This is a genomic window from Streptomyces sp. NPDC003284 (assembly GCF_053589675.1).
In genome coordinates this window covers 339,727-362,931 of sequence record NZ_JBSFSI010000004.1, presented here as the reverse complement: position 1 = coordinate 362,931, position 23,205 = coordinate 339,727, and the positions used below count along the sequence as shown (strand labels likewise).

Annotated in this window: 18 protein-coding genes; 8 read left to right on the top strand and 10 right to left on the bottom strand. The window is 73.5% G+C overall.

Translation table 11 applies throughout. The features are described from left to right. The first annotated feature begins 46 nt into the window (after positions 1-46). Both ACWDYF_RS11570 and ACWDYF_RS11565 read left to right on the top strand, forming a co-directional pair. Positions 47-943 (top strand): 3-hydroxyacyl-CoA dehydrogenase NAD-binding domain-containing protein, encoded by an 897-nt coding sequence (locus ACWDYF_RS11570; RefSeq protein WP_389465534.1) that lies wholly within the window; start codon positions 47-49, stop codon positions 941-943. Between the two features lie 105 nt (positions 944-1,048). Then, positions 1,049-1,966, top strand: a complete 918-nt coding sequence (locus ACWDYF_RS11565) for a hypothetical protein (protein WP_389465537.1) — start codon at positions 1,049-1,051, stop codon at positions 1,964-1,966. 134 nt (positions 1,967-2,100) lie between these two features. Here the strand turns inward: ACWDYF_RS11565 and ACWDYF_RS11560 are convergent, their stop codons facing one another. Continuing rightward, the gene (locus tag ACWDYF_RS11560) at positions 2,101-3,114 is read right to left on the bottom strand and encodes an ArsR/SmtB family transcription factor (RefSeq protein ID WP_389465539.1); all 1,014 of its coding nucleotides are present in this window, start codon (positions 3,112-3,114) and stop codon (positions 2,101-2,103) included. A gap of 232 nt (positions 3,115-3,346) precedes the next feature. Between ACWDYF_RS11560 and ACWDYF_RS11555 the strand changes: the two genes are divergently transcribed. Next, the gene (locus ACWDYF_RS11555) at positions 3,347-4,303 is read left to right on the top strand and encodes a LysR family transcriptional regulator (protein ID WP_389465542.1); all 957 of its coding nucleotides are present in this window, start codon (positions 3,347-3,349) and stop codon (positions 4,301-4,303) included. 73 nt (positions 4,304-4,376) lie between these two features. On the opposite strand, the gene ACWDYF_RS11550 is transcribed toward ACWDYF_RS11555, so the two are convergent. Further along, positions 4,377-5,198: a class I SAM-dependent methyltransferase gene (locus ACWDYF_RS11550; RefSeq protein ID WP_389465545.1), complete on the bottom strand. Its 822-nt coding sequence runs from the start codon at positions 5,196-5,198 to the stop codon at positions 4,377-4,379. Positions 5,199-5,270: 72 nt separating this feature from the next. Between ACWDYF_RS11550 and ACWDYF_RS11545 the strand changes: the two genes are divergently transcribed. Continuing rightward, the gene (locus ACWDYF_RS11545) at positions 5,271-5,879 is read left to right on the top strand and encodes a TetR/AcrR family transcriptional regulator (protein ID WP_381742251.1); all 609 of its coding nucleotides are present in this window, start codon (positions 5,271-5,273) and stop codon (positions 5,877-5,879) included. Positions 5,880-6,014: 135 nt separating this feature from the next. Then, positions 6,015-6,869 carry a hypothetical protein gene (locus ACWDYF_RS11540; protein WP_389465549.1) on the top strand — a complete coding sequence of 285 codons (855 nt, stop codon included), beginning with the start codon at positions 6,015-6,017 and terminating at the stop codon, positions 6,867-6,869. Positions 6,870-6,919: 50 nt separating this feature from the next. On the opposite strand, the gene ACWDYF_RS11535 is transcribed toward ACWDYF_RS11540, so the two are convergent. Next, entirely contained in the window at positions 6,920-8,818 is a 1,899-nt protein-coding gene (locus ACWDYF_RS11535) for an arabinofuranosidase catalytic domain-containing protein (protein WP_389465552.1), read from the bottom strand. A 233-nt stretch (positions 8,819-9,051) separates the two neighbouring features. On the opposite strand from ACWDYF_RS11535, the gene ACWDYF_RS11530 reads away from it, so the two are divergent. Then, entirely contained in the window at positions 9,052-10,092 is a 1,041-nt protein-coding gene (locus ACWDYF_RS11530) for a LacI family DNA-binding transcriptional regulator (protein ID WP_389465555.1), read from the top strand. Positions 10,093-10,129: 37 nt separating this feature from the next. Here the strand turns inward: ACWDYF_RS11530 and ACWDYF_RS11525 are convergent, their stop codons facing one another. From ACWDYF_RS11525 to ACWDYF_RS11515, 3 genes are all read right to left on the bottom strand, one after another. Next, positions 10,130-11,227, bottom strand: a complete 1,098-nt coding sequence (locus tag ACWDYF_RS11525; RefSeq protein ID WP_389465557.1) for a DUF1996 domain-containing protein — start codon at positions 11,225-11,227, stop codon at positions 10,130-10,132. A gap of 164 nt (positions 11,228-11,391) precedes the next feature. Then, positions 11,392-13,545: a discoidin domain-containing protein gene (locus ACWDYF_RS11520; protein ID WP_389465732.1), complete on the bottom strand. Its 2,154-nt coding sequence runs from the start codon at positions 13,543-13,545 to the stop codon at positions 11,392-11,394. A gap of 246 nt (positions 13,546-13,791) precedes the next feature. Then, on the bottom strand, positions 13,792-15,963 hold the full coding sequence (locus tag ACWDYF_RS11515; protein ID WP_389465734.1) for a discoidin domain-containing protein: 2,172 nt from the start codon (positions 15,961-15,963) through the stop codon (positions 13,792-13,794). A gap of 273 nt (positions 15,964-16,236) precedes the next feature. Between ACWDYF_RS11515 and ACWDYF_RS11510 the strand changes: the two genes are divergently transcribed. Both ACWDYF_RS11510 and ACWDYF_RS11505 read left to right on the top strand, forming a co-directional pair. Next, entirely contained in the window at positions 16,237-16,932 is a 696-nt protein-coding gene (locus tag ACWDYF_RS11510; RefSeq protein WP_389465560.1) for an alpha/beta fold hydrolase, read from the top strand. Between the two features lie 187 nt (positions 16,933-17,119). After that, entirely contained in the window at positions 17,120-18,334 is a 1,215-nt protein-coding gene (locus ACWDYF_RS11505) for an abortive phage infection protein (RefSeq protein ID WP_389465562.1), read from the top strand. Positions 18,335-18,425: 91 nt separating this feature from the next. On the opposite strand, the gene ACWDYF_RS11500 is transcribed toward ACWDYF_RS11505, so the two are convergent. From ACWDYF_RS11500 to ACWDYF_RS11485, 4 genes are all read right to left on the bottom strand, one after another. Beyond that, positions 18,426-19,010, bottom strand: a complete 585-nt coding sequence (locus tag ACWDYF_RS11500; protein WP_389465564.1) for a hypothetical protein — start codon at positions 19,008-19,010, stop codon at positions 18,426-18,428. Positions 19,011-19,085: 75 nt separating this feature from the next. After that, complete coding sequence (locus tag ACWDYF_RS11495; RefSeq protein ID WP_389465567.1) at positions 19,086-20,897, bottom strand: FG-GAP repeat domain-containing protein; 1,812 nt, start codon at positions 20,895-20,897, stop codon at positions 19,086-19,088. 240 nt (positions 20,898-21,137) lie between these two features. Beyond that, positions 21,138-21,722 carry a hypothetical protein gene (locus ACWDYF_RS11490; protein ID WP_389465570.1) on the bottom strand — a complete coding sequence of 195 codons (585 nt, stop codon included), beginning with the start codon at positions 21,720-21,722 and terminating at the stop codon, positions 21,138-21,140. A 168-nt stretch (positions 21,723-21,890) separates the two neighbouring features. After that, complete coding sequence (locus tag ACWDYF_RS11485) at positions 21,891-23,195, bottom strand: MFS transporter (protein WP_389465573.1); 1,305 nt, start codon at positions 23,193-23,195, stop codon at positions 21,891-21,893. Positions 23,196-23,205: the final 10 nt, after the last annotated feature.

Genomic DNA, 23,205 nt, shown 5'->3' with positions numbered 1-23,205 from the left:
CCGCGCCCCGAGCCGGTCCCGCTCTCCCTCCCCTGGGGTGATCTGCATGGCAGTCGTGACGATCGTCGGCGCCGGTGTCATCGGCGTCTCCTGGGCCCGCCTGTTCGGCGCGGCCGGCTGGGAGGTCCGCGTCAGCGATCCGCGCCCCGACCTGGCGGACCTGGTGGCGCGCGAGCTGGCGGACCTGCCGGTGACGGCCACCGCCGACCTGGCCGCCGCGGCGACCGGCGCCGACTTCGTGCAGGAGGCCGGTCCCGAGCGCATCGAGATCAAGGAGCAGATGTTCGCCACGCTGGCCGCGCACACGCGCGACGACGTGGTGCTCGCCTCGTCCTCCTCCTCGCTGCTGCCCTCGGCGATCGCCCGGGGCAACCCGGCGGCCGGCCGGATCGTCGTCGGCCACCCCTTCAACCCGCCGGAGCTGATGCCGCTCGTCGAGGTGGTGCCGGGGCCGCGGACGTCCGAGGCCGCGGTGGACCGGGCGAGCGAGGTCTACCGCCTGCTGGGCAAGCTGCCCGTACGGCTGAAGAAGGAGATCCCCGGGTTCGTCGGCAACCGCCTCCAGAAGGTCTTCAACGACCAGGCCGTATACCTGGTGCAGCAGGGCGTCATCGACGTCCGCGACCTCGACGACCTGGTCCGGGCCTCGCTCGGGCTGCGCTGGGCCACCGTCGGCCCGTTCGAGAGCGGTGTCCTGGGCGGCGGCTCCGGCGGCATGCGCCATCTCGCCGCGCACGTCGGCTCCCAGCTGACCTTCGAGACCGGCAGCGCCGACCCGGCCCGGCAGGGCGAGGTCCTCGACGCCGTGGAAGAGGCGTACGGCACCGGCGAGGCGGCCTACGAACACCTCGCCGCCCTGCGTGACGGGCGCACCCGCGCCGTCCTGGAACCGCTGGGCTGGACCGCCCCGGGCACCGGGTCGGCCCCCGGCACCGGGCACTGAGCAGGAGCAGGACCGTACGAGCAGGGCCGTACGAGCACGACCGCAGGACAGTCAGCCCCGGCAGCCCCGAGAACCCCGAGAACCCCGAGAACAAGGACGACCACCGTGCCGCAAGAACTACTGGCGCTCCAGGTGATACCCGGAAAGGTGCTGCGGATCAGCGTTCCGGACGGCCGGGTGCACCCCCTCCTCGACGACGCGGGCGCCGCCCCGGACGGCATCGTGGTGCACGACGGCATCGTCTACTGGACCACCATGGGCGCCCCGCTGACCGACCCCGCCGCGCCGGGCGAGGCCGGCCAGGACTTCTCCCGCCGCAACGGCGGCCTCCACGCGCTGAGCCTGGACGGCGGCACCCCGCGCGACCTCGTCCCGGCCGGGGCGATGACGACCGGCAAGCAGCTGGCCTGCGACGGCGCGGACAGGCTCTACTGGGGCGACCGCGAGGGCCACCGGATCAGCAGCGTCCGGGTGGACGGCGGCGGGCTGACCGACCTCGTCGTCAACCCCGCGGCGGACGGCATCATGGGCGAGTGCGTCGGCGTCGCCGTCGACCCCGCCCGCGGGCACCTGTACTGGACCCAGAAGGGACCGGCCAAGGGCGGCAGGGGCCGGATCCTGCGGGCCGGGCTGGAGATCCCGGCCGGGCAGAGCGCCGGGCACCGCTCCGACATCGAGGTGCTCTGGGACGGCCTGCCCGAACCGATCGACCTGCACCTCGACGGCGATCTGCTGTACTGGACCGACCGCGGCGCGGCGCCCGCGGGCAACACGCTCAACCGCGCGCCCCTCCCGGCACCGGGCGAGCCGGGACAGCGCCCCGAGATCCTCGCCGACGGCTTCGCCGAGGCGATCGGCCTCGCCGTCGACGCCCGGGAGGGCATCGCCTACGTCTCCGACCTCGGCGGCCGACTGCACGCCGTACCCCTGCCGGACGGACCCGCCGCCGGGCGCCCGCCCCGCGAGATCCTCGCCGGGCGCCACCCGCTGACGGGCCTGTGCCTGCTGCCCGACGGCTCCTGACCGCCCGCTGCCCGACGGATCCTGACGGCCCCGGCGGATCCTGACCGACCGGCGGACGCACCTGCCCCGCGCGAGACGCCCCGGCCCGTCCGGGTCGGTCCAGTCTGGTCCAGTCCAGTCCGGTCCAGACCGGGTCAGTCCGGGGGAGTGCTCGGCACATCGCCCTCCAGGAGGGCCGCGCCCAGCGGCGTGAGGCGGTGCAGGGTCGAACCCCCGACACGGTGGCTGACCACCAGCCGCGCCTCCCGCAGCGTCTTCGCGTGCGTGCTCGCGGAGGCCGGGGAGACCCCCAGCAGCCGGGCGAGTTCCCCGGTGGTGGCCGGGCCGCGCAGCGCACCGAGGACCTGCCAGCGCGTACGCCCCAGCAGCGCCGCCAGTGCCGCGGGACGGCGGCACTGGCCGACGGCGGCCGTCAGCGGATGCTCCACGGGGTGGACGAGGACGGGCGGCAGGTCCGGGTCGGCCATGCCCACCGGCATCCGCCAGCAGAACCAGGACGGCACCAGCCGCAGCCCCCGCCCGCCCAGCCGGAGGTCCATGTCGACCGGGTACGCCACATGCAGCACCGGCGGTTCCCAGGCGGCGAACGGGCGCAGCGAGCCGAGCAGCCGGTGCGCGCCGCCGTCCAGCACCGCACGGCCCCGGACCGCCCGGTCCGCGTGCACACCGCGTGCCACGCCCGACCAGGCCGGTGCCACCAGCGCGTCGTGCAACAGCCGGAGCGCCTGCGCCAGTTCCTCCAGCCGCTCCCGGTCGCCCGCCACCAACCCGGGCAGCCAGGACAGGCGGCGCGGTCCCCGCTCCGGCAGCAGGCCCGTCCGGATCACCTCCGCGCGCAGCCTGGCCGGCGGCGTGCCCCGCACGGCGTCGAGCCCCTCGGCGAGACCGCCGCCCGCCTCCGGCGGGGTCAGGAAGTCGGGGAAGTACCCCCTGGGCGGGGCGAGTCGGCACACCAGCCGCGCCGCGGGCCCGAGACGCCGCTCGGCGATCTCCCGTGCGGCCCGGCGCCGCCACGCCGCGAAGGCCACCGGCGCGCCGGTGCCGCCCATGAGCTGTTGCATGCCCAGGACCGTCTCCCAGAGCGGGTCGGGCCGTCCGGCCACCCGTAACATCGCCAGATCCGCGTCGGTGAAGTGAATACGCAGCATGTTCCGTCCCCCGAGTCCGGCGCCCCCCGTCGACGGCGCCGCCGCGCCACGGGTCCCCGGCCCCACGGCCTCACGCTGCGACGCGCGGTCGCCGGCGCCGGACTCCTGCCGAGGAACGGTCGGTTCCTCCCGGCGCCGCCGGGCGCACGCCGCCGATCCTGCACCTCCGTGCCGCCCGCTGAGGAGGGCGGCGGCCATGAAAATCCGGGACACAGGCCATAACCTGTTGTCCATGACGCCAGCTCACGGGGGAGAGCGGCGTGCCGGGCGGCGGCAGCCCGCCGACCCGGCGCCGGACCGGGATCCCACCTTCCATCAACTGCGGCTGTTCCTGCTGCTGGTGCAGGAACGGCACTTCGGACGGGCCGCCGCACGGGCGTACCTGACCCAGCCGGCGTTCAGCAAGCAGATCCGGGCGCTGGAGAGCCGTCTGGGCGCCGTCCTCGCCGAGCGCGGCGGCTCGGGGCGGTTCCGGCTCACCGCCGCCGGCCGCGGCCTGATCCCCTGTGCCGAAGCGGCACTTGAGGCCCGCGCACGCATGGGGGCGCTGCGCGGGCAGGACCTTCCGCAGCGGATCCGGCTGGGCGCCATCGGGGGCGAGGCCGCGATGCCCTACGCGCAGTCCGTGCTGCGGGTGCTGCGCGCGCGGCACCCCGCGCTGGAGGCCGAGGTGCGCGGTGTCGACTTCGTCGAGCAGATCGAGGCGCTCCGGGACGGCACCCTGGACGCCGCCTTCCTGCGGCTCCCGCTCCCGGCCGAGCTGGACTGGGTCGTCCTGGCCCGCGAGCCCCGCGTCGTGTGCCTGCCCGCCGACGACCCCCTGGCGGCCCGCTCCGCCGTGACCCTGGCCGACCTCGCCCAGCACACCGTCGCCGACGTGCCCCCGCAGGTGCCGCGCGCCTGGTGGGACCACTGGACCGTCAACCCCCGCCCGGACGGCACCCGTGTCCGCTACGGCGTCACCGTCTCCGACATCGAGGCGCTGCTGTTCGCCGTCGCCCACCAGCACGTCATCGCCTTCGTCCCGGCCGCCGCGCGCACTCTCTACCCCCGCCCCGGCCTCACCTACCTGGACGTCTCCGACGCCCCGCCGAGCATCGCCGTCCTCGCCTGGCCCACCGCCCGGCAAGGCACCCCGCTCCTCACCGCCCTGCGCGCCGCGGCGGCGGCCGCGGCGGAGAACACCTGACGGGCACCACCGGACCGGACTCCCGTCGCCGTGGGTGCGGCGGCCGGGCCGGACCGGGGGCGGCTCCGGTGGGTCACGTGCCTTCGGCGCGTACGGCGGTGGCCGCCAGGGTGGTGTACCGCATCGTGAAGCCGCCGCCGAGGGCGTCGACGGCGTGGCCCACCGCGCCCAGGATCTCGGCCAGTCGGCCGGGGTCGAGCCGGGTGAGGCCACCGGTGGTGGGGAGCAGGTCGAGCCACTGGTCGCGCGTGTAGGGCCGCTCCCAGTCGAAGCGCCACTGCTCCGGGTCGCCGAACCGGCCGGTCGCGCGGATCTGTTCGGCGGTCCGCGCGTACCCCTCCTGATACAGCTCCAGCGGACGCCGGGCCGGCTGAGCGCTGAACGGGGCGTCGGGCGCCACCCGGCGCAGAGCCGCGGCGAACGGCTCGGCCACCTCGGCGGGCGGTTCGAAGACATGCCCGAAGACCGCCAGGAGTCCGCCGGGGCGCAGCACCCGGGCCGCCTTCGCGGCACCGGCGACCGGGTCCACCCAGTGCCACGACTGGGCGGCGGTCACGGCGTCGAAGCGCCGGCCGGCCGGTTCCCAGTCCTCGAAGGCCGCCACCTCGACCGGCAGGCCGCGGGAGTGCGCGAGAGCGGCCATCCGGGCGTCCGGCTCGACGCCGAGCACGGCGCAGCCGGCCGCCTGGAACTGGCGGGCCGCGATGCCGGTGCCGCAGCCGACGTCGAGCACATCGGGTCCCGGGCTCCCGGTGACGATGCGTGCCACCAGGTCGGCGGGGTAGCCGGGGCGGGCCCGGTCGTAGCGCGACGCGTCCGCGCCGAACGACTCGGCCGTGCGCCGGGCCTGGTGCGACTGCTCCGGCTCGGGGAGTTCTCGCGGTAGAGTGGGCATGCGTTCACTTTAGTGGGCAGGCGCCCACTCGCCAAGCGGTGCCGGGAATCCGGCCCACGAGAGGATCCGCCGGTGCCGACCGGAGTACATCTGCGCGACGCGCGACAGCAGTTGTTCGACGCCGCCGAACGCGTGCTGCTGCGGGACGGCCCGAACGGGCTGACCAGCCGGGCCGTCACCGACGAGGCGGACTGCGCCAAAGGCGTCCTGCACCGGCACTTCAGCGACTTCGACGGCTTCCTCACCGAGCTGGTCCTCGACCGCGCCGCACAACTGGAGGCGCGGTCCCGCACGCTGCGCGAGGCCGTCGGCACCGGCACCGTGGCCGACAACCTCACCGCCGCGCTGACCACGCTCTTCGGACCGGTCCCGGTGGCGATCATCCCGCTCATCACGTTCCGGGACGAGTTGCGCGCGCGGCTGCGGCAGGCCAGACCCGGAGGCGGCCTCGCCGTCCTCGCCCAGGTCACCGCCGCGGTCTCCGCCTACCTCGCCGACGAGCGCGCGCGGGGCCGTATCGCGGCCGACGCCGACATCGACTCGCTCACCCTCTCCCTGGTCGGCGGCGGCCACCTCCTCTTCGCGGACCGCGACCGAGCCCCGGACCCGCCGGCCGCGGACACCGTCCGCAAACTGGTGACCACGGTCCTCGCCGACGTCGTCCGCCGCCGTCCCCACTGACCGGACCCGCCCCCCCGGGACTCCCGGCTCTCGTACGAACTCCCCTCACCTCATGGAGACAACGGTGACCCTGCCGCGTCCACCACGCACCGCCTCCGCCCCTCTCTCCGGTCCGAGCCGCGGAGTGCGGTACCCGTGCTGATCGAGTGGGGCGAGCCACGCGGGCTCGGCGTACCGGAGTCCACGGCGCGGCTGAACTTCACGGAGGAGCGGCGGGAGGCCGCGAACCGGCCCGGCCGCAGGGTGCTGGCGGTCGACGGGGATCCCGCCTTCGAGCTCAGCTTCTGGTGCGGGACCTGCCCGTTGCTGTTCCGTCGGCTGGACGGCTCCCGGCAGACGTTCTCGATGGAGAGCGAGCGGGAGTCGCCGACCGGCGCTCCGGCCGCTCCGGCAGGCACGGAGGACCGGATCGACGAGGACCTCGTCGATCGCTTCGGCGCGCTGCTGCCCGCGGGCACGTACGTGCCGGTGCTGCTGAGCGTGGAGCCCCGGCTCGTCGTGCCCGGCCGGGAGGGCGACTACTTCAGCGACGAGCAGGTGGCCACGTGGGGGGTCGACCAGTTCTGGGGCCTCCCGGAGTACCCGCACACGCCGTACTACCGGACCTTCGAGACGCCGGTCGACGCGTCCGCCCATTTCTACGAGTTCGTCGTGCCGATGGTGCCCCCGCCGTGGAACGAGCGGGAGCGTGTCGAGCAGTACGTCGAACGCATGGGCCGGGGCACGGTCCCGGCGGCCGTGGCGGTCTCGACGCTGGACGTGTGCGAACCCGGCTCCGGCTCGCCCGCCGACCACTACCGGCACTGGGGCCTGACGCACTTCCTCCTCGACGGCCACCACAGGCTGGAGGCGGCGGCGACCGCCGGGCGTCCGGTGCGGCTGCTCTCCCTGCTGGCCCTGGACGCGGGGCTGTCCGGCCCCGAGGAGCACGCCCGGCTGCCCGGCCTGTGGGCGCGGCCGCGTGCGGACCGGGTGCCGTCGACGGACTGAGGCCGTACGTCCCGCAGCGGCGCGGCGGGGGCCTCGGTCCGCCGTGGGCCTCAGCCCGTCGTGAACCGCTGCGCGGCGGAGCCGTTGCAGTCCCAGATGCGCAGGTGCGTGCCGTTGGCGGTGGTGCCGTTCGGGGTGTCGAGGCAGCGGCCGGACTGGGGGTTGAAGAGTGAACCGTCCGTGCGTTGCTGCCAGTTCTGGCCGCCGACGCCGTTGCAGTCCCACAGTTCGACCTCGGTGCCGTTGGCCGTGCCGTTGCCGTTGATGTCGAGGCAGCGGCCGAGGGTGCGCAGCGAGCCGCCCGCGTCGTGGTACCAGTGCTGGTCGACGGCGTAGGACTGGCAGTCCCACAGCTGGACGGCCGCGCCGTTGCCGCCGCTGTCGTCGGACGCCACGTCGAGGCACTTGCCGCCGGGGGAGGCGACCGGGGCGCCGCCGTCGACGGAGAACTTCTGCGCGGGCGCGCCGTTGCAGTCCCAGATGCGCAGGTGCGTGCCGTTGGCGGTGGTGCCGTTCGGGGTGTCGAGGCAGCGGCCGGACTGGGGGTTGAAGAGCGAACCGTCCGTGCGTTGCTGCCAGTTCTGGCCGCCGACGCCGTTGCAGTCCCACAGTTCGACCTCGGTGCCGTTGGCCGTGCCGTTGCCCTTGATGTCCAGGCAGCGGCCGATCGTGCTCAGCGAACCGTCCGCGTTGTGCTGCCAGTGCTGGTCCTCGGCCCACCGCTGGCAGTCCCACAGGTCCACGGCGGCGCCGTTGCCCCCGGTGTCGTCCGCGGTGACGTCCACGCACGTGCCGCCCGGCCCGGTGATCGTGCCCTGCGGGCCGTTGGGCACGTCCGTCGCGCCGTCGTAGCCGACGGAGACGATGTTCGCCTGGACGGCGTTCTCGGCGGCGTCGGTGGGATACCCGGCGACCATGACGCCCTCGAAGAAGGTGCCCCGGTTCCAGTTGCTGTTGTCGCCGCCGGTGCCCAGGATGATGCCGCCCTCCTGCTGCATGGGCCGGTAGCCGCCGCGGGTGGGCAGTCCGCCGTCCCACCACGTGGTCAGCGGCCCGGACCGCGAATCGCCGCCCTTCAGCGCGTACTTGGTCTGCCCGTCGTTCTTGAGCACGGCGGTGACGAAGGCGCTGCTGTTGCCGCGGTTGGCCGTGTTGGAGCCGTCGCCGCCCTGGAACATGCCGTTCTCCAGGTCGGCCTCGACCCACGGTCCCGAACCGGTGCACGGCGCGAAGTAGCAGGTGGTCGCGATCGACACGGCGTCCATGTGGCCGTTGCCGGTGTCGGCCGGGGTGCGCTCCGCGTTGCCGTAGTCGAAGCAGCAGTCGGAGCCGACGTGCGTGCCGCTGGCCACCATGTAGGCGCCCTCGGGGCGGCCGTCGACCGCCACCCCGGAGGCCACCCCGGTGTAGCGGTAGCCGACGCCCGGGGAGATCCAGATGCCGTACACCTTGTGCCCGCCGGCCGTCACCGCGATCTCGCCGGCGTCGGCCCCGCGGTCGGCGCCCATGCCGGCGGTCCCGGCCGGACCGGGCGTGAGGTCGTTGTGCCGCGCGGTCTGGTCGTAGACCTTCGTGATGCGGCACGTGGTGTTCCGGCAGAACGTGTCCTGCCGGGAGGCGTCGGCGTAGCCGCCGGGCGCCAGCGGGCCCACGTCGGCCCTGGCCCCGTCCGAGGCCCGCGTGACCTGGTAGAGCGGGCCCGCGTAGGACGACAGCAGGGCGCGCGTCGTGCTGTGCGCGGCGACGCACGGGGTGCCCGCGGCGCCGTAGATGTCGCACGGCAGCGACCCCGCCGCCTGCGACACGGCGGGCAGTCCGATCAGGGCACCGAGGACGAGGGCCAGGGCCGCCAGGGCGGACAGCAGATGCCTCGGCGGGCGGAGGGCCGCCGCCGGTCCCGCGGTGGGGCGCGGAACGTCGTGCACATGAGGGGAACGTGCTCTGCGCATGGTGTGCTCCCGTGAGGTGGGGAGAGGGGGGATGGAGCTCAACCTGCCCGGACGGCGGCCGGGTTCACGTCGCTCGCCGCCTTGGCGGGAAGGTACGCGCACTGGTCGATTGCGTCAATATTTGTTGCTTCTCCGCGCCTTGATCCGCGCTCAACTGTCCGGCTCTGTTGCCTCCTGTTGGGCGGAGGCGGCTTCCCTCGGGCCCGGTGCCGCCGGGCCGTTAAGGTGCGGACATGAGCAATCAGCCCCCGACCTTGGAGGATGTCGCCCGGGAGGCGGGTGTGTCACGGGCGACGGTCTCCCGGGTCGTCAACGGCGTCCGCAACGTGGACCCCGCGATCCAGGAGCTGGTGCACCGGGCCGTGGAGCGCACCGGCTACGCCCCCAACCGGGCCGCCCGCGCCCTGGTGACCCGCCGGGCGGAGACCGTGGCGCTCGTCGTCTCCGGCGCGGGCGACTCCCCGCAGGACAGTCAAGAGGCCTTCGCCGCCCGGGCCTTCACCGATCCCTTCTTCGGACGGGTGGTGGCGGGAGCCGTCGGCTTCCTGCGCCCCCGCTCGATGCACCCGGTGCTGATGTTCGCCGAGACGGCCGAGGACCGGCGGGAAGTGCTCACCTACCTCCGCCAGGGCCGCGCGGACGGCGCACTCGTCGTCTCCACCCACCCCGACGACCCGCTGCCCGCGCTGCTGGCCGAAGCGGGCCTGCCCGCCGTGCTGTTCGCCCGCCCGGCCCGCCCGGTCGCGCTCAGCCATGTGGACCTGGACCACCGGCACGGCGGACGGCTCGCCGCCCAGCACCTCCTGGCGCGCGGCTGCCACCGGCCCGCCACCGTGGCCGGGCCGCTCGACGTCCCGGCGAGCCGGGAGCGCCTCGCCGGGTTCCGCGAGACGCTGGCCCGCGCCGGACACCCGCGCGTCCCCGTCGTCGAAGGCGGCTTCACGCTCGACAGCGGCATCGCGGCGACGGCCCTGCTGCTCGACCGGCACCCCGGGACGGACGGGGTGTTCGCGGCCAACGACCTCATGGCCCAGGGCGCCTGCCGGCTGCTCGCCGAGCGCGGCACACGCGTGCCCCAGGACATCGCGGTGATCGGCTTCGACGACTCCGCGATCGCCCTGTCCTGCGTCCCGCCGCTGACCACGGTCCGCCAGCCGGTCGAGCGGATGGCCGCCGAGATGGCCCGGCTGCTGGACGAGCGGGTGCGCGGGGAGCGCACCGAGCCGGTGTCCGTCGTCCTCGCGCCCGAGCTGGTCGTGCGCGAGTCCGCCTGAACACCGGCCCGTTGCGCGCAGCGCGCCCCGGCAGCGGTCAGGGCAGCCGGTAGTCCTCGCCGAGGGCCGCGCCCGCCTCCGGATGCGTCTGGTCGTAGCCGCGGGCGTCGCACTGGAGGCCGCCCACGACGCAGTGGGTGACCAGCGCCCGCAGCGTGGCGTCGTCCCAGGCGTTGAAGAAGTCGTAGTGGAAGGAGTACCCGCGGCCACTGGCCAGGCGCACCTGGCTCAGATCACCGTTGACCGGGAACGCCATCTTGAACTCGATCATCGGCACGGCCACCGGGTGATCGGCGGGGCAGACGTTGTCGTTGGTACCGGGCTTCACGACCGGATAGGCCAGGTGACTCCTGTGGTCCGGGGTGTCGAGATACTTTCCGTCCCAGCAACTGGGCGCCTGGAAACGGATGTTGAGCTGTACATCGGCCCGGTCCGGGCAGCTCGCGGGGAAGTCGGTGTTGAAGTAGCTGTCACCGCACTCCCATCCCTCCACGAAGCCGGGGTGCCCGCGGAAGTCGGCGGCGCTCTGCATCGGATCGCCCACCAGGAACCGCAGCCCCTTGGGGAAGGGACGCACACTGGTGTAGTCGGTGACCCCGGACTTGTAGTAGATCGTCTGCGGTCCGACCGGCAGGATCTTCCGGTCGCCCGCGAACAGCGAGGGCATCCAGTAGCCCGAGGCGTCACCGGGCGCCTTGCAGGTGGTGGCGCCGCCGTCCAGGGAGGCGGTGGTGCTGTACGCGTCGGTCGAGGTGTTGCCCATGAACGTGTGGTCGTGGGACTTGCCCGGCTGGCCCGGGAAGACGATCGGGTCGTCCGGAGCGGTGTGCGTGACCGAGCAGTTGGCCTGGAACTCGTGGAAGTAGCGGTGCGGCGGGTCCGCCGAGGACGGCGTGACCCCGGTGACCTGCGGCACGGCCGGGATGTAGCCGTCGCCGTCCGGGTCGTCGGCGGACGCCCGGGTCGAGACGGCCGTCGTGTGCCCGCTGTGCGCGGCGGCCGCCACGACGGGCGCACCGCGGCCGTCCGTGCCGTCCCCGGTGCCCGCGTGGGCGAGGGTGGCGGCCCCGAGGGCACTGGCGACGAGGGCGGTCCCCACAAGGAGCGCGGGAAGCCGTTTCGGGCTCGATCTCATGGAAGTCTCCTGCCCGTGAGGTGGGAAGAGGGCCCGCGCCCACACATGTGCCGCGCGGGTGGTGCGTTCGGTGCGTCGGTGTGTTCGGTGTGTCCCGTGTATCCCGTGTGTTCCGTGTGTTCGGTGGCGAGGGGGGCTGTGGTGCGGCGGTCCGGTCCCGGCCGTCAGCCGTAGATCCCCAGTTCGTGCAGGGAGTAGCCCCAGTCCGTGCCGCGCGCCGTCAGTTCCAGGCGCACGTACCGGGCGGTGGCCGCCACGTCGAGGGTGTCGGCGTCGCCGTCACCGGCGGTGGTGGAGTACACCGTCCGCCAGGCGCTGCCGTCGTCGGAGACCCGTACCTCGTAGGAGCGGGCGTAGGCGGGGTCCCAGACGAGCTGGAGGGTGCGGAAGGACCGGGACGCGCCCAGATCGACCTGGAACCACTGCGGATCGCTCCAGTCGCTGGCCCAGCGGGTGTCGGCGCGGCCGTCCACGGCCAGGTCCGGTGTGCAGGGGCAGTCGCCGTAGGACGGCTGGAAGGAGGAGGCGGTCACCGGCCGGTCCAGCGCCAGGTCGGTGCCGCTCACGGGCGGGGCGACGACCCTGACGGACCGGGTCTCGATGCCCGCGTTGCCGTGCCCGTCCTCGGCCTGTACGTAGACCTTCCACACCCCGAGCCCCTGCGGAGCGGTCACCGCGAAGGTCCCGTTCCCGGTGGAGCGCCACTTCGCCGCCACGAGCCGCTTGTCGCCGTTCGCGTAGGCGCCGCTGAGGAAGATCCGGTACGTGACCGGGTCGCCGTCCGGGTCCCGGACGTCGGCGTGCACGGTGAACTCGCCGCCGGCCGGTGCCGAGGAGGCCGGGGAGACGGTCATGCCGCTGATCACCGGGGGAGTGTCGTCCCCGGCCGTCGAGCCGGTGTACGCCTTCTTCACCGCGTAGTACGACAGCCGCCGCAGCCCGTCCGGCACCAGGCCGAACCAGATGCCGCCGAAGTCGTGTTCGGTGCCGTAGTGGAACAAGGTGGCGCCCAGGGCCACTCCCTGATGGTCCGTCACACAGTTCCAGGCGCGGGTGTAGCCGTCCGCCTTCTGTACGTCGGTCGGCTCGTCCGGGACGCCGTTGGCGTCGTCCGGCACCTCCCACTCACCGGCCGGACCGGTCTCGGTGACGATGTACGGCTTGCTGTAACCGCCGTCGGTCCAGTCCTGGCGCACCTTGCACACGCCGCTGTAGGCGTTCACCGCGTACAGATCGAGGTCCGGCGCGTTGCGCTCGTAGTACGGCCAGGCGCCTGTCCACGCGTCGGTGGAGGTGACCGGGTGGTCCGGGTCGATGCTGTGGATCTTCTTCGCGACCTCGTCGACGAAGCCGGTGTACGCGTTGCGTTCCGCCTCCAGCCGGTCGCCGCTGTAGCAGTTCTGGAGGCCGAGGACGGATTCGTTGCCGACGTTCCACATCAGTGTCGCCGGATGGCTCTTGTAGGCGTCCACCCACCGGGCGAACTCGGCGAGCGCGTTGTCCTTGTACGCCGTATCGGTCACGTAGTCGACACAGCCGCCCGAGCCCGGACCACCGCCCGGCTGGAGCCAGAAGCCGTTGATGACATGGAGGCCCTGGGCCGCCGCGGCGTCCAGGAGCGCCTTGCTGGAGCCGTCGGTGCCCCAGGTGCGGATGGTGTTGGCGCCCATCTCCCTCACGTCCGGGAGGTACTTGGGCGCATCGGCGGCCGACGGGCCCCAGGTGACCCCCTTGACGGTGAACGGCCGGCCGCCCACGGTCAGCCGCCAGTCGCCCCGGGTGCCCTCCACCTTCACGGCACCGGTGTCGGGCGGCGGCACGGTGCCCCCGGCCGAGCCGTAGACCTGGAACTCCCACAGCGAGTACCCGTAGCCGCCGGAGCGGGCCAGCCCCTGCATCCGCACATAGCGGCCGGACCCGGTCAGGGCGAGGTCGTCGGTGCCGCCGTCGCCGCCGGTCACCTTCTTCAGCGTGCGCCAGTCGGTGCCGTCGTCGGACGCCTGGATCTCGTAGTCCTTACCGTAGGCGTTCTCCCAGGTCAGGACGGCCCGGCTGAGGTCGGCCCGGCGGCCCAGGTCGACCTGGAGCCACTGCGGGTCGCTCCAGGCGCTGGCCCACCGGGTGCCGGTGAGGTCGCCGTCCACCGCGGCGGAGGCGGCGTAGCCGTCGCCCTCCTGCGAGGAGGCGGTGGCGGGCCGCCCCTGGGACAGCAGGGTGTCCGCCGCGCGGGCGTCCGGCGCGAGCGCGACGGTGAGCGAGGACGCCAGCAGGGCGCCGAGGGCGAGCAGGGGGACGGCGGCGCGGCGGGGCGGCGGGATGTGCGCGAAGCGGCGTGGTCTGGACACGGAGGCTCCCGGCGGGTCGGTGCGCGGCACGGCATGGCCCCTCCGGGCTGGACGGCGGGGCGGTCGTGACCGGCCCGGAGGGTCAGGGGGCGGCCCGGGGCCGTACCGGAGGCGGTACGGCCCGGGACCGCGGATCAGGGCGGATCAGGATGGAGCAGGACGGGACGGAAAGGGATGGGAAGGGACGGGAAAGGAAGGGACGGGAAAGGAGGGGAAGGATCAGGGATAGGAGACGACGGTGGACGGCACGGTCGAGGTGCCCGAGGTCGCCGCACCCGTGTTGTTGACGACGTGCTCGTACTGGCCGTTGCCGCCCAGGGAGACCACGAGCGCGTCATGGAACCGCACCCCCGGCTTCACGGGCGCCTCGAACCCGTGGTCCTGCCGGATGCCCGGATCCGCGGTGTAGTTGCAGTAACTGCCCACGCCCCACGCCTCGTGCGTGCCGACCGAGTCGTCCACCTTGTAGGCGGCGTACCCCTTGACGGAGCCGTTCTGCACGGCGGCCTGGTTCGGCGCGTCGTACGCCTTCTCGTTCTGGAAGAAGATCGTCCGGCCGCGCTCGCCGCGCCACTCGACGTCGTACTTGTTGAAGTGCTCGACGAACAGGCCGGTGGCCAGTACGTCGTCGCCGTCGACGCGCACCCCGTAGTCCGCCCGGTTGGTCTCCCAGCCCACTCCGTCGCCGTGGTCCGCGCGCCACACCCAGGTGTGGTCGATGACCGTGTCGTCGCTGTTGACGACCAGGCTGGTGGTCGCCTTGCCCGGACCCGCGCCGCCGATGCGGAAGTAGACGTCCTGGAGCGTCGTCGGGTTCGCGGAGTGGTCCGCCGAGGCGCCCGAGGGGCCGATCTCCAGCAGCGTGGGGGAGTTGACCGGTCCGGCGTCGACGAGGAAACCGGCCAGCCGGACGCCGTCGACGTCGGCGACCTTCAGCGCCGTCACCCCGTTGTCCGGGACGATGGTGGCGAGGCCGAGACCGAGCACGATGGTGTCCGGCCGGTTCACCTGGATCGTCTGGTCGACGTGGTAGACACCGGGCGTGAACAGCAGGTTCAGGCCCTGGGCGAGCGCGGCGTTCAGGGTGGCCGCGGTGGCGCCCGGCTTGACCACGTAGAACCTGCTCAGCGGGATCGACTCGCCCTGCGGGGTGCCGTTCGACCAGGTGGTGCCGCGCGCGTTGGTGCGCCGCGCGGGCGCGAACACCTTCATCTCGTTGCCGTCCAGGTACAGGAACGGCTTCTCACGGGAGACCGGGGTGGTGTCGAGCGTCGTGTACGGCGGGTTCGGGAAGCTGGTCGCGGGGGCGCCCTCCACACCGGAGAACGTCATGTTCCAGACGCCGTTCGTCCAGCCGCCGACACTGCTGTCCCGGGTGTACCACTGCTGCTGGGAGTACGGCCCGACGGTCCCGTCCACCTTGCTGTCCGCGATGTAGCCGCCGCTGGCCCAACCGTAGCCCGCGGGCGCCAGGTTGAGGCCGCCCCTGACGTGCATGCGGCGGAAGGACGACGCCTGGGCGACCGCCCAGCGGTCGGTGCCGTTGACCGGGTTGAGCGCCAGGTTCTCCGCCGAACGCCAGAAGTTCTGCGTGGCGTTGCCGTTGAACCAGCCCGCGTCGACGGTCACGTCCCCGTTGAAGGTCGTGTCGTCGGGGCGCAGACCCAGCCCGGCGATCTGCGTGTAGAAGCCGAGTTGGGCGTTGATGTTGTTGTAGGTGCCGGGCTTGAAGAGGAACGCGTGCCGCCCGCTGCCGAACTGCGCCGACTCCTGCTGCTTGAACACCGTGTCCAACTGGCCCTGGATGTCCGGGGTCGAGGGGTCGATGATGTGCACGTTCGGGCCGAGGTCACCGCCCCCGGGCAGGGTCGGACCGCTGTCGCCGGTGTCGCCGTACACCTGGAACTCCCACAGCGAGTAGCCGTACTGCGTCGCCCGGGTCGTGCCGTAGACGCGCACATAGCGGGCCGTGCCCGAGACGGCGGCCGTCTCGGTGCCGCCGGTCCCGGCGGAGGTGGAGTACGCCGTGCTCCAGTGGGTGCCGTCGGTCGACAGCTCTATGCGGTACGCCTTGGCGTAGGCGGTCTCCCAGCGCAGCACCACCTGGCTGACGGCGGCCGGGGCGCCGAGGTCGACCTGGATCCACTGCGGGTCAGCGGCGGCGCTCGACCAGCGGGTGGTGAGGTCGCCGTCGACGGCGGCGGAGGCCGGAGTCCCGTAGTTCTCCTGGCTGGACGCCGTCACCGTCCTGCCCTGCGAGAGCAGTACGGGAGCGGCCTGCGCCGCGGTGGCCGGGAGCAGGACGAGCAGGGCGCCGACGAGCGCGGCGACCAGCGCCGCGGCGACGGGACCGCGCGCCGGTGGGGAGTGTCGTCGTGGCGTGCGGGCCACGACCGTGGGAACTGCGGGCACGGGCAGTCTCCTTGGAGAGGGGAGTGGGGAGAACAAGAAGGAGAACGCCGGGAGGGAGAGCGCTCTCCCGAAAGCGTGCCGCGTGGTCATGTCACGGTCAAGGAGGCGGAAGGGCTTTTCTTTCACCTTGACTTAAGAATGTGAACTGTCGTGGGCGGGGTGGCGGACCCCCGGATCACCGTCCCGCGCACGGCTGTTCTGCTGTCAGCCGAGATCCGTGCGCGGATCCGGAGCAGGCGTCAGGATCATGGCATGCAGCCGACCTTCGTCCTCGTGCACAGCCCCTCCGTGGGCCCCTCGACCTGGCGGCCCGTGGCCGGACACCTCGAAGCGGCCGGACACCGGGTGCGAGTGCCGTCCCTGCTCCACATCGGCGACGGTGCGCCGCCCTTCTGGCCCCGTGTGGCGGATGCCGTCCGCGACGACCTGCGGGAGGTACCGGCCGGCACTCCCGTCGTGCTCGTGGTGCACAGCAACGCGGGACTGTTCCTCCCGGCCGTCCGCTCAGGTCTCGACCACCCCGTGACCGCCTCGGTCCTCGTCGACGCCGCACTGCCGGCCCGGACCGGCGCGACCCCCGTCGCCCCACCCGAACTCCTCGACTTCCTGCGCCCGTTGGCGGTGGACGGCAGGCTGCCGCGCTGGACCGACTGGTGGGACGAGGCGGACGTCGCGCCCATGTTCCCCGACCCGGCCGTACGGCGGACGGTCGTCGAGGAGCAGCCCACCCTGCCCCTGTCCTACTACGAGCAGCACATCCCGGTCCCCGACGGCTGGGACGACCACCCGTGCTCCTACCTGCTCTTCGGCCCCCCGTACGAGGAGCAGGCCGCCGAGGCACGAGCCCGCGGCTGGCGGGTGGCCCACCTCCCCGGCGAGCACCTCCACCAACTGGTGGATCCCGTCGGCACGGTGCGGCACCTGCTCGAACTCAGCGGCACGGCCTGACCTGCCTCTACGTGCGCTGGACCGACGGCCCCGCGCCGTGGACCGAAAGGCCCTGTCCCATAGACCTACGGCTAGACCTGTGGACCCCGGGGAGTGGTCCGTCGGAGGCCGGGCCGTAGACCTTCGGACCCCTGCCATGGACCGTTGCCGGACAGCGTCGTCCGGTGGGTGTGGGCAGGGTGGCCGTATGCAGAAGCCAGAGGATCGTACGCACAGGGACCTGGGGCTCACACGGGCCCGGTTTCTCACCGGAGCGGCCTGCGCGGGGCTGGCCGCGGCCGTGCTCCCGGCGGGTGCCGCAGGGGCGGCCGAGGCGCGGAAGGCGGCCGAGGCGTCGCGGGCGGCCGAGGCGCGGCCCGGTCTGCGCCATCGCGGTGTCGTCTACACCGCCGGCGAGGGCGGGACACCGGCCACGGCGTTCAGCACGGCCCGGATGCGGAGGGACATACGGGCGATCCGCGACCGGCTGCACGCCGACACCGTGGACGTCACCGGCGACGGCGTCGAACGCCTCACGGCCACGGCCGCCGAGGCCGCGGAACGAGGTCTGCGGATCTGGCTCCAGCCGACCCTCGGTGACGTGCCCGAGCGGGACATCCTCGACCACCTCGCCGAGACCGGCCGGTTCGCGGAGGGACTGCGTCGGCAGGGTGCCGCCGTGGAACTGAGCGTGGGCTGCGAGTTCTGGCTGTTCGTGCCGGGCATCGTGCCGGGGGCCGACGTCTTCGAACGGATCCGCAATCTCCAGGAGGGCACGGTGGACCCCGTCGCGATGCAGCGTCGTCTGGACCGGTTCACCGAGCGGGCCGCGGCGGTGGGCCGTTCCGTGTTCCACGGCCCGCTGAGCTATGCGGCGGCCCAGGAGGACGAGGTCGACTGGCGGCTCTTCGACATCGTCGGCATCGACTACTACTCCTGCTTTCCCGACCGTACCTCCTACGTACGGGAGTTGAGGCGCTATCGGCGGTGGGGCAAACCGCTGGCCGTCACCGAGTTCGGCACCTGCGCCTACGTCGGCGCGCCCGAGACCGCCGGTATGGGCTGGGACGTGGTCGACCACGGCAAGCAGCCCGAGGAGATCAAGGGCCACCTGGTCCGCAGCGAGCGCACCCAGGCCGCGTACCTCACGCAACTCCTCGACGTCTTCTCGTCGGTGGGCCTCCACGCGGCGATGGCGTTCGAGTTCGTGACCCCCGACGCCCCGCACCGCCCCGGCGACCCGCTGCACGACCTGGACATGGCGAGCTACTCGATCACCAGGACCGTCCAGGACCACCCGTTCGACCCCGCCTCCGACTGGCACTGGGAACCGAAGGAAGCCTTCCACGCCCTGGCCCGCCGTTACGCGCTCGAACAGCGGCGGGACGCGGCACACGGCGAGGCGGCCGCCGGGCCTGCGTAGCCGCTGTTCCGGCGAGCGGTGCGGGGGACACACCGAGGCGCCCGCGGGGCGTGGACGCGGCAGCGCCGACGCGCCCGGACCCGTCCGACGCCTACGAGCCGACCGGCCGCCCGCGCCGCGCGTCCCGGCCGCCGTGGAGCGACGTGTACAACGCCACCTGTCCGGCAGTCATCGACGACGAGAGGGCGTGGACGTCGCCGCGGCGCGCGCCGCCGCGCCCGCGGTTTCCCGGCACCGGCGACCGGTGTGTCAGGACGGACACCTGGGAGGCGGGCTGCCAATGCAGAGTGTGGGTCGGCGTGTTGGGGTTCGGGACGTCCTCCAGCCGCACACCGCGCGCGGCCGCGAGCCGCTCCAGCTTGGCGAAGGGGACATGCCGGCCGAAGCGCCCGTACCGTTCGCGCAGCACGCGGTTGACGACACCGCCGCCCCGGGAGAGCCGATGCACCTGCACGGTGAAGTGGTGGCCCTCCCAGGGGTGACGGCGCGATTCCCGCTGCCAGAAGAACTCGACCATGCCGTAGTCGCGCCACATGCTCCCGCTGCCGTGGGTGTTCTCGGCGAAGTCGGTTCCCAGGATCGCGGTGACCTGGTCGGGGCTGTCCGTCGGCCCGGCGCCGAGGACCGTTCCGGACGCGATGACGTCCAGGTAGAACGCGAGGGAATGCGGTGTCAACGAGTCTTTCTCCTCTGCGGCCGGTCGACCGGCCGCGCTCTCTGCCCTCTGCCCGAGTCCCGTCCGGGGCCTGCCTCAGCTCATGTGGTTGTACGCGTTGCCCGTGTGGGCGTCGGAGACAGTGCGGGCCTCGAAGGGGCGCCGCCAGTCACCGGTGCCGGAGTAGAGGTAGACGGTCTTTGTGCCGGGAACGTGGGCGAACAGGTCGGCATGGCCGTCGTGGTCGACGTCACCGGCGCCCATGAGCTGGGAGTAGACCTGCCAGCCGCCGCCGATCCGGGTGCGCTGCGCGTAGGTGCCGTCGCCCTTGCCGAGGTAGAGCCACAGGACGCCGTCCTTGTCGCGGGCGACGAGGTCGCCCGCGGGGCCTCCGGCGAGGTCGCCCACGGCGCTGAGCTGGTTGTAGATGTCCCAGCCGTGCCCGATGCGCTTGCGGGCCTCGAAGGGGCGGGACGTCTCGCCGGTGCTGCGGTAGAGCCAGAGCAGGCCGGACCTGTCGACGGCGACGACATCGGGACGGCCGTCGCCGTCGAGGTCGCTGCCGCCGCTGAGATGGGTGTACGTCTGCCAGCCCGGCCCGACCCGCACGCGCTGGTCGAAGTTGCCGCTCTCCTGGCCCGAGTACAGCCAGAGCACCCCGTCCTTGTCACGGGCGACCAGCTCGGGCAGGAAACGCGGGCTCTCGCTCCCCGCGACGTCGCCGACGGCCTCGATCTTGTCGTAGATCTGCCAGCCGCCGCCGATCCGCGCCCGCTGGAGTCCGTCCCCGGCGCTGTCCCGCCACAGCACGCCCGAGGCGTCGCGGCCCAGCAGGTCGGGGCGGCCGTCGAAGTCGAAGTCGTGCAGGGCGGAGGTGGGGGTGCCCGCGTGCGCGAGCAGCCGCACGACCGGCCGCCCCTGCGCGCCGATCGAGACGCGGAAGAAGCCGTCGCCGTCGGCGGATCTGCGGCCCTCCACGATCTGCGCCGAGCCGTCCGGGACGGCGGACACGTTGTCGGCGCGGTCGAGGAGTGCGACCTTCTCGCCGGTCCCGATGCGCAGGGCCGCCGTCCCGTAGGTCACCCAGTCGCCGAGCAGGCCGATGTCCAGGTCCGTGCCCGCCGCGACCCCGGGCACCGGGACGACCGTGTCGGTGCCGGTGGTCCGGTCGCGGACGACGACCCGGAGCGTACGGGTCGCGGGGTCGTCCTCCAGCCAGGCCAGCCGGTTCCCGAGCACCACCGGGTGCCGTGCCTGGGACGGGTAGGGGAAGGTGAGCGTGGCGTCGGTCAGGTCGATGACACCGATACGCCGCCCGCTCTCCGCGGTGGTGACGGTGACCAGGCCGTGCGTGGCGTCGCCCGCCACCACCAGGGTGTACGAGGCTTTCTCCGGCATGCCGCGCACGGGACGGTCGGCCCCGTCCTTCGTCTCCAGCCACAGCCTGGTGCCCCCGCGGACGAAGAGCGCGCCGTCCGCGTATCCCCCGTAGAGGCTGTCGAGGCCGTCGTCGACCGGACGCAGGCCGAACGAGGTGCCGGTGGAGACGTCCAGCACCTTGGTCCCCCTTATCTCGCTGGCGGTGACGATCGTGTCCCCGGTGGCGTGGGCCACTCCCCCGATCGCGTCGTAGAGCGTGTCGCGCGTGGCTCCGTCCTCGTACCGGACCCAGCGGAGTCTTCCCAGGGGATCGCTGTGCGGAAGGTACGTCAGGAAGCCCTGCGGACCGGCGGCCACCAGTCTGGTGACGGGCACCATCGGGAGCAGGGCGTCCGGCCCCGCCGCCGCGACGGGAGCGTCCGTCGCTGCCGCCGGGGCGGCGGTCAGCGCTCCCGCGGCGAGTGTGGCGGCGAGAACGGTGGCGACGGCGGCGCCGAGACGGCGCCGGCCGGTGTGTGACGAGAGCAAGAGACGCTCCTCCTGTGTGCACGGAACGGGGCGTCGGCCCTTGCGCCCCGGACAGTCCGACCACCGACCACGCACTTTGGTTGTACGAGCGTGCCGTGTCGTGCGCGCAGGCCCGCGGCGGCCGGGGAGGCGGCGGAGCGGAAGGCAGCGTCCGGGCCGCGTCCGGGCGGGCCGGGGCGGTCGGCCTCGCCCGGTGCCGACGCTGAACCGGCGGCGCAGGAAGGCGACTTCAAGGCGACTTCAACGTCCGGCGGCGGCCCGCCGGGCCCGTGTCCGGTCGCGGAACCACGCGGCGGCGCCCAGCAGCACCGCCGCCCCCACCCCGTACACCGGCAGCCACAGGGTCGTTGTGGCCGACAGGCACTCGGCGACCGCCGTGCGGGCTTGGACACCCTGTGCGTACGCCAGGGCGGCGCCGTCACCTCCGGCCAGCCCTCCCAGCGCGGCCTTCGCCTGGAGGGCTCCGTACCGCCCCATCAGAGCGCACTCGGCGCGGGTGCCCGGCATCGGGAACAGCCAGGCCGCCCGTTGCAGCAGCGGTGCGAGGGCGACGGCCACGCACAGCCCGACGACCAGGGCGTACGCGATCAGACCGCGCAGGTACGCCGAACGGAACCCCGGTCGCCACTCCCCCCGGACCTGGAAGGCGTGCACCACGGCGAGGAGTGTCACCCCGATGAAGGTGGCGAACCACTGCCACGAGCCCTGGGCCAGCGCGAACGTCAGCACCGCGGCGAGCCCGATGCCGATGACCCCGGGCGCGGGAAGGGCCTCGCCCGCGACGGGGACCGGCCTCGGCGTCATACGGCGGCTGGAGTCACTCACGGGCCTCTCCTGCGGGGCGGGGCCCCAGGATGCGCCGCACGGCACCGCTACCCCGGGCACCGTGCCGTGGACGCCCGGCGACCCACTCGGACGGACCGCACCGGCGCGTACCCGACGCGCGAGGGTGCGGTTGGGGGGGTGCGGGTGTGCCGGTGAACGCGGCCGTCCTCAGCTCGTCGCCGCCGGAGCGGACACGGGCTCCGGCGGCGGGACGTCGCGCAGGCGGCGGAGCGGGGAGAAGAACACGAACCACCCGGCCGCCCAGGACCCGGCGAACGCCACCCAGAGCGCCGGGCGCACCCCGATCAGCGTGCCGAGCAGCCCGCCGAGGACGCCGCCGACCGGCAGCGTGCCCCACACGACCCAGCGGACGGCCGCGTTCATCCGGCCCATCAGCTCCGGCGGTGTCACCGACTGCCGGTAGCTGAGCTGCGCGATGTTGTACACCATCGCGGAGAATCCCGTGACCGCCCAGCCCGCCGCGAACAGCACCACGCCCCAGCCGCGCCAGGCGGCCGCCGCGATCACCTGCGGCGCGCTGAACACCAGCATCGACACCCAGATGATCCGCGCCGAGCCGATCCGCTCGGCGAGCCGTCCGGCGAACACGCCGCCGACGACCCCGCCGACGGCCGCGCCCGCCAGCACCAGCCCGGTCAGCGCGGGACGCACGTGCAGCACCCGGACGAGGAAGACCATCGCCAGCGCCGTGCTCATCCCGGAGAACAGGTTCGCGGTGCCCGTGCACGCCACGACCTTGCGCAGGATGCCGTGCCCGAGGACGAACTTCAGCCCCTCGGCGATCCGGCGCCGCAGCGTCTCGTCCGCCGGACGCGCGGGCGGCGGCTCCTCCCGGGTCCTGATCCCGAGGAGCGACGCCGCCGAGACCGCGTAGGAGAGCGCGTCGGCCGTCATCGCCCCCGCCGCGCCGACCAGCCCGACCAGCCCGCCGCCCAGACCCGGCCCGCCGAGCTGCGCGAACGCCTGTGTGGTCCCGAGCTTGCCGTTGGCGTCCATCAGCCGTGCGGCGGGGACGAGGGAGGGCACATAACTCTGGTACGCGACATCGAAGAACACCGAGCACACACCCGCCGCCACCGCGACCACGTACAGCTGCGCCATCGTCAGCACACCGAACGCCGCCGCCACCGGAACCGTGCCGATGATCACCAGGCGCAGGACATTGCAGACGAGCATGACGGTGCGCTTGGCGGCGCCGTCCACCAGCGCGCCCGCGGGCAGCGCGATCACCGCGAACGCCAGCGTGGTGGCCGCGGTCAGCAGCCCGACCTCGAACGTGCTCGCCCGCAGCGCCACGACCGCGAGCAGGGGCAGGGCGACCTGGGTGACCGCCGACCCCGTCTCACTGACCGTCTGCCCGCTCCACAGCAGCAGGAAGTCCCGCTGCCGCCACAGCCCCGGACCGGCGCTCCCGGCCCCGGAGTCCCGTGCTTCCTCCGCCACTTCGGTCATCGCACCGGCT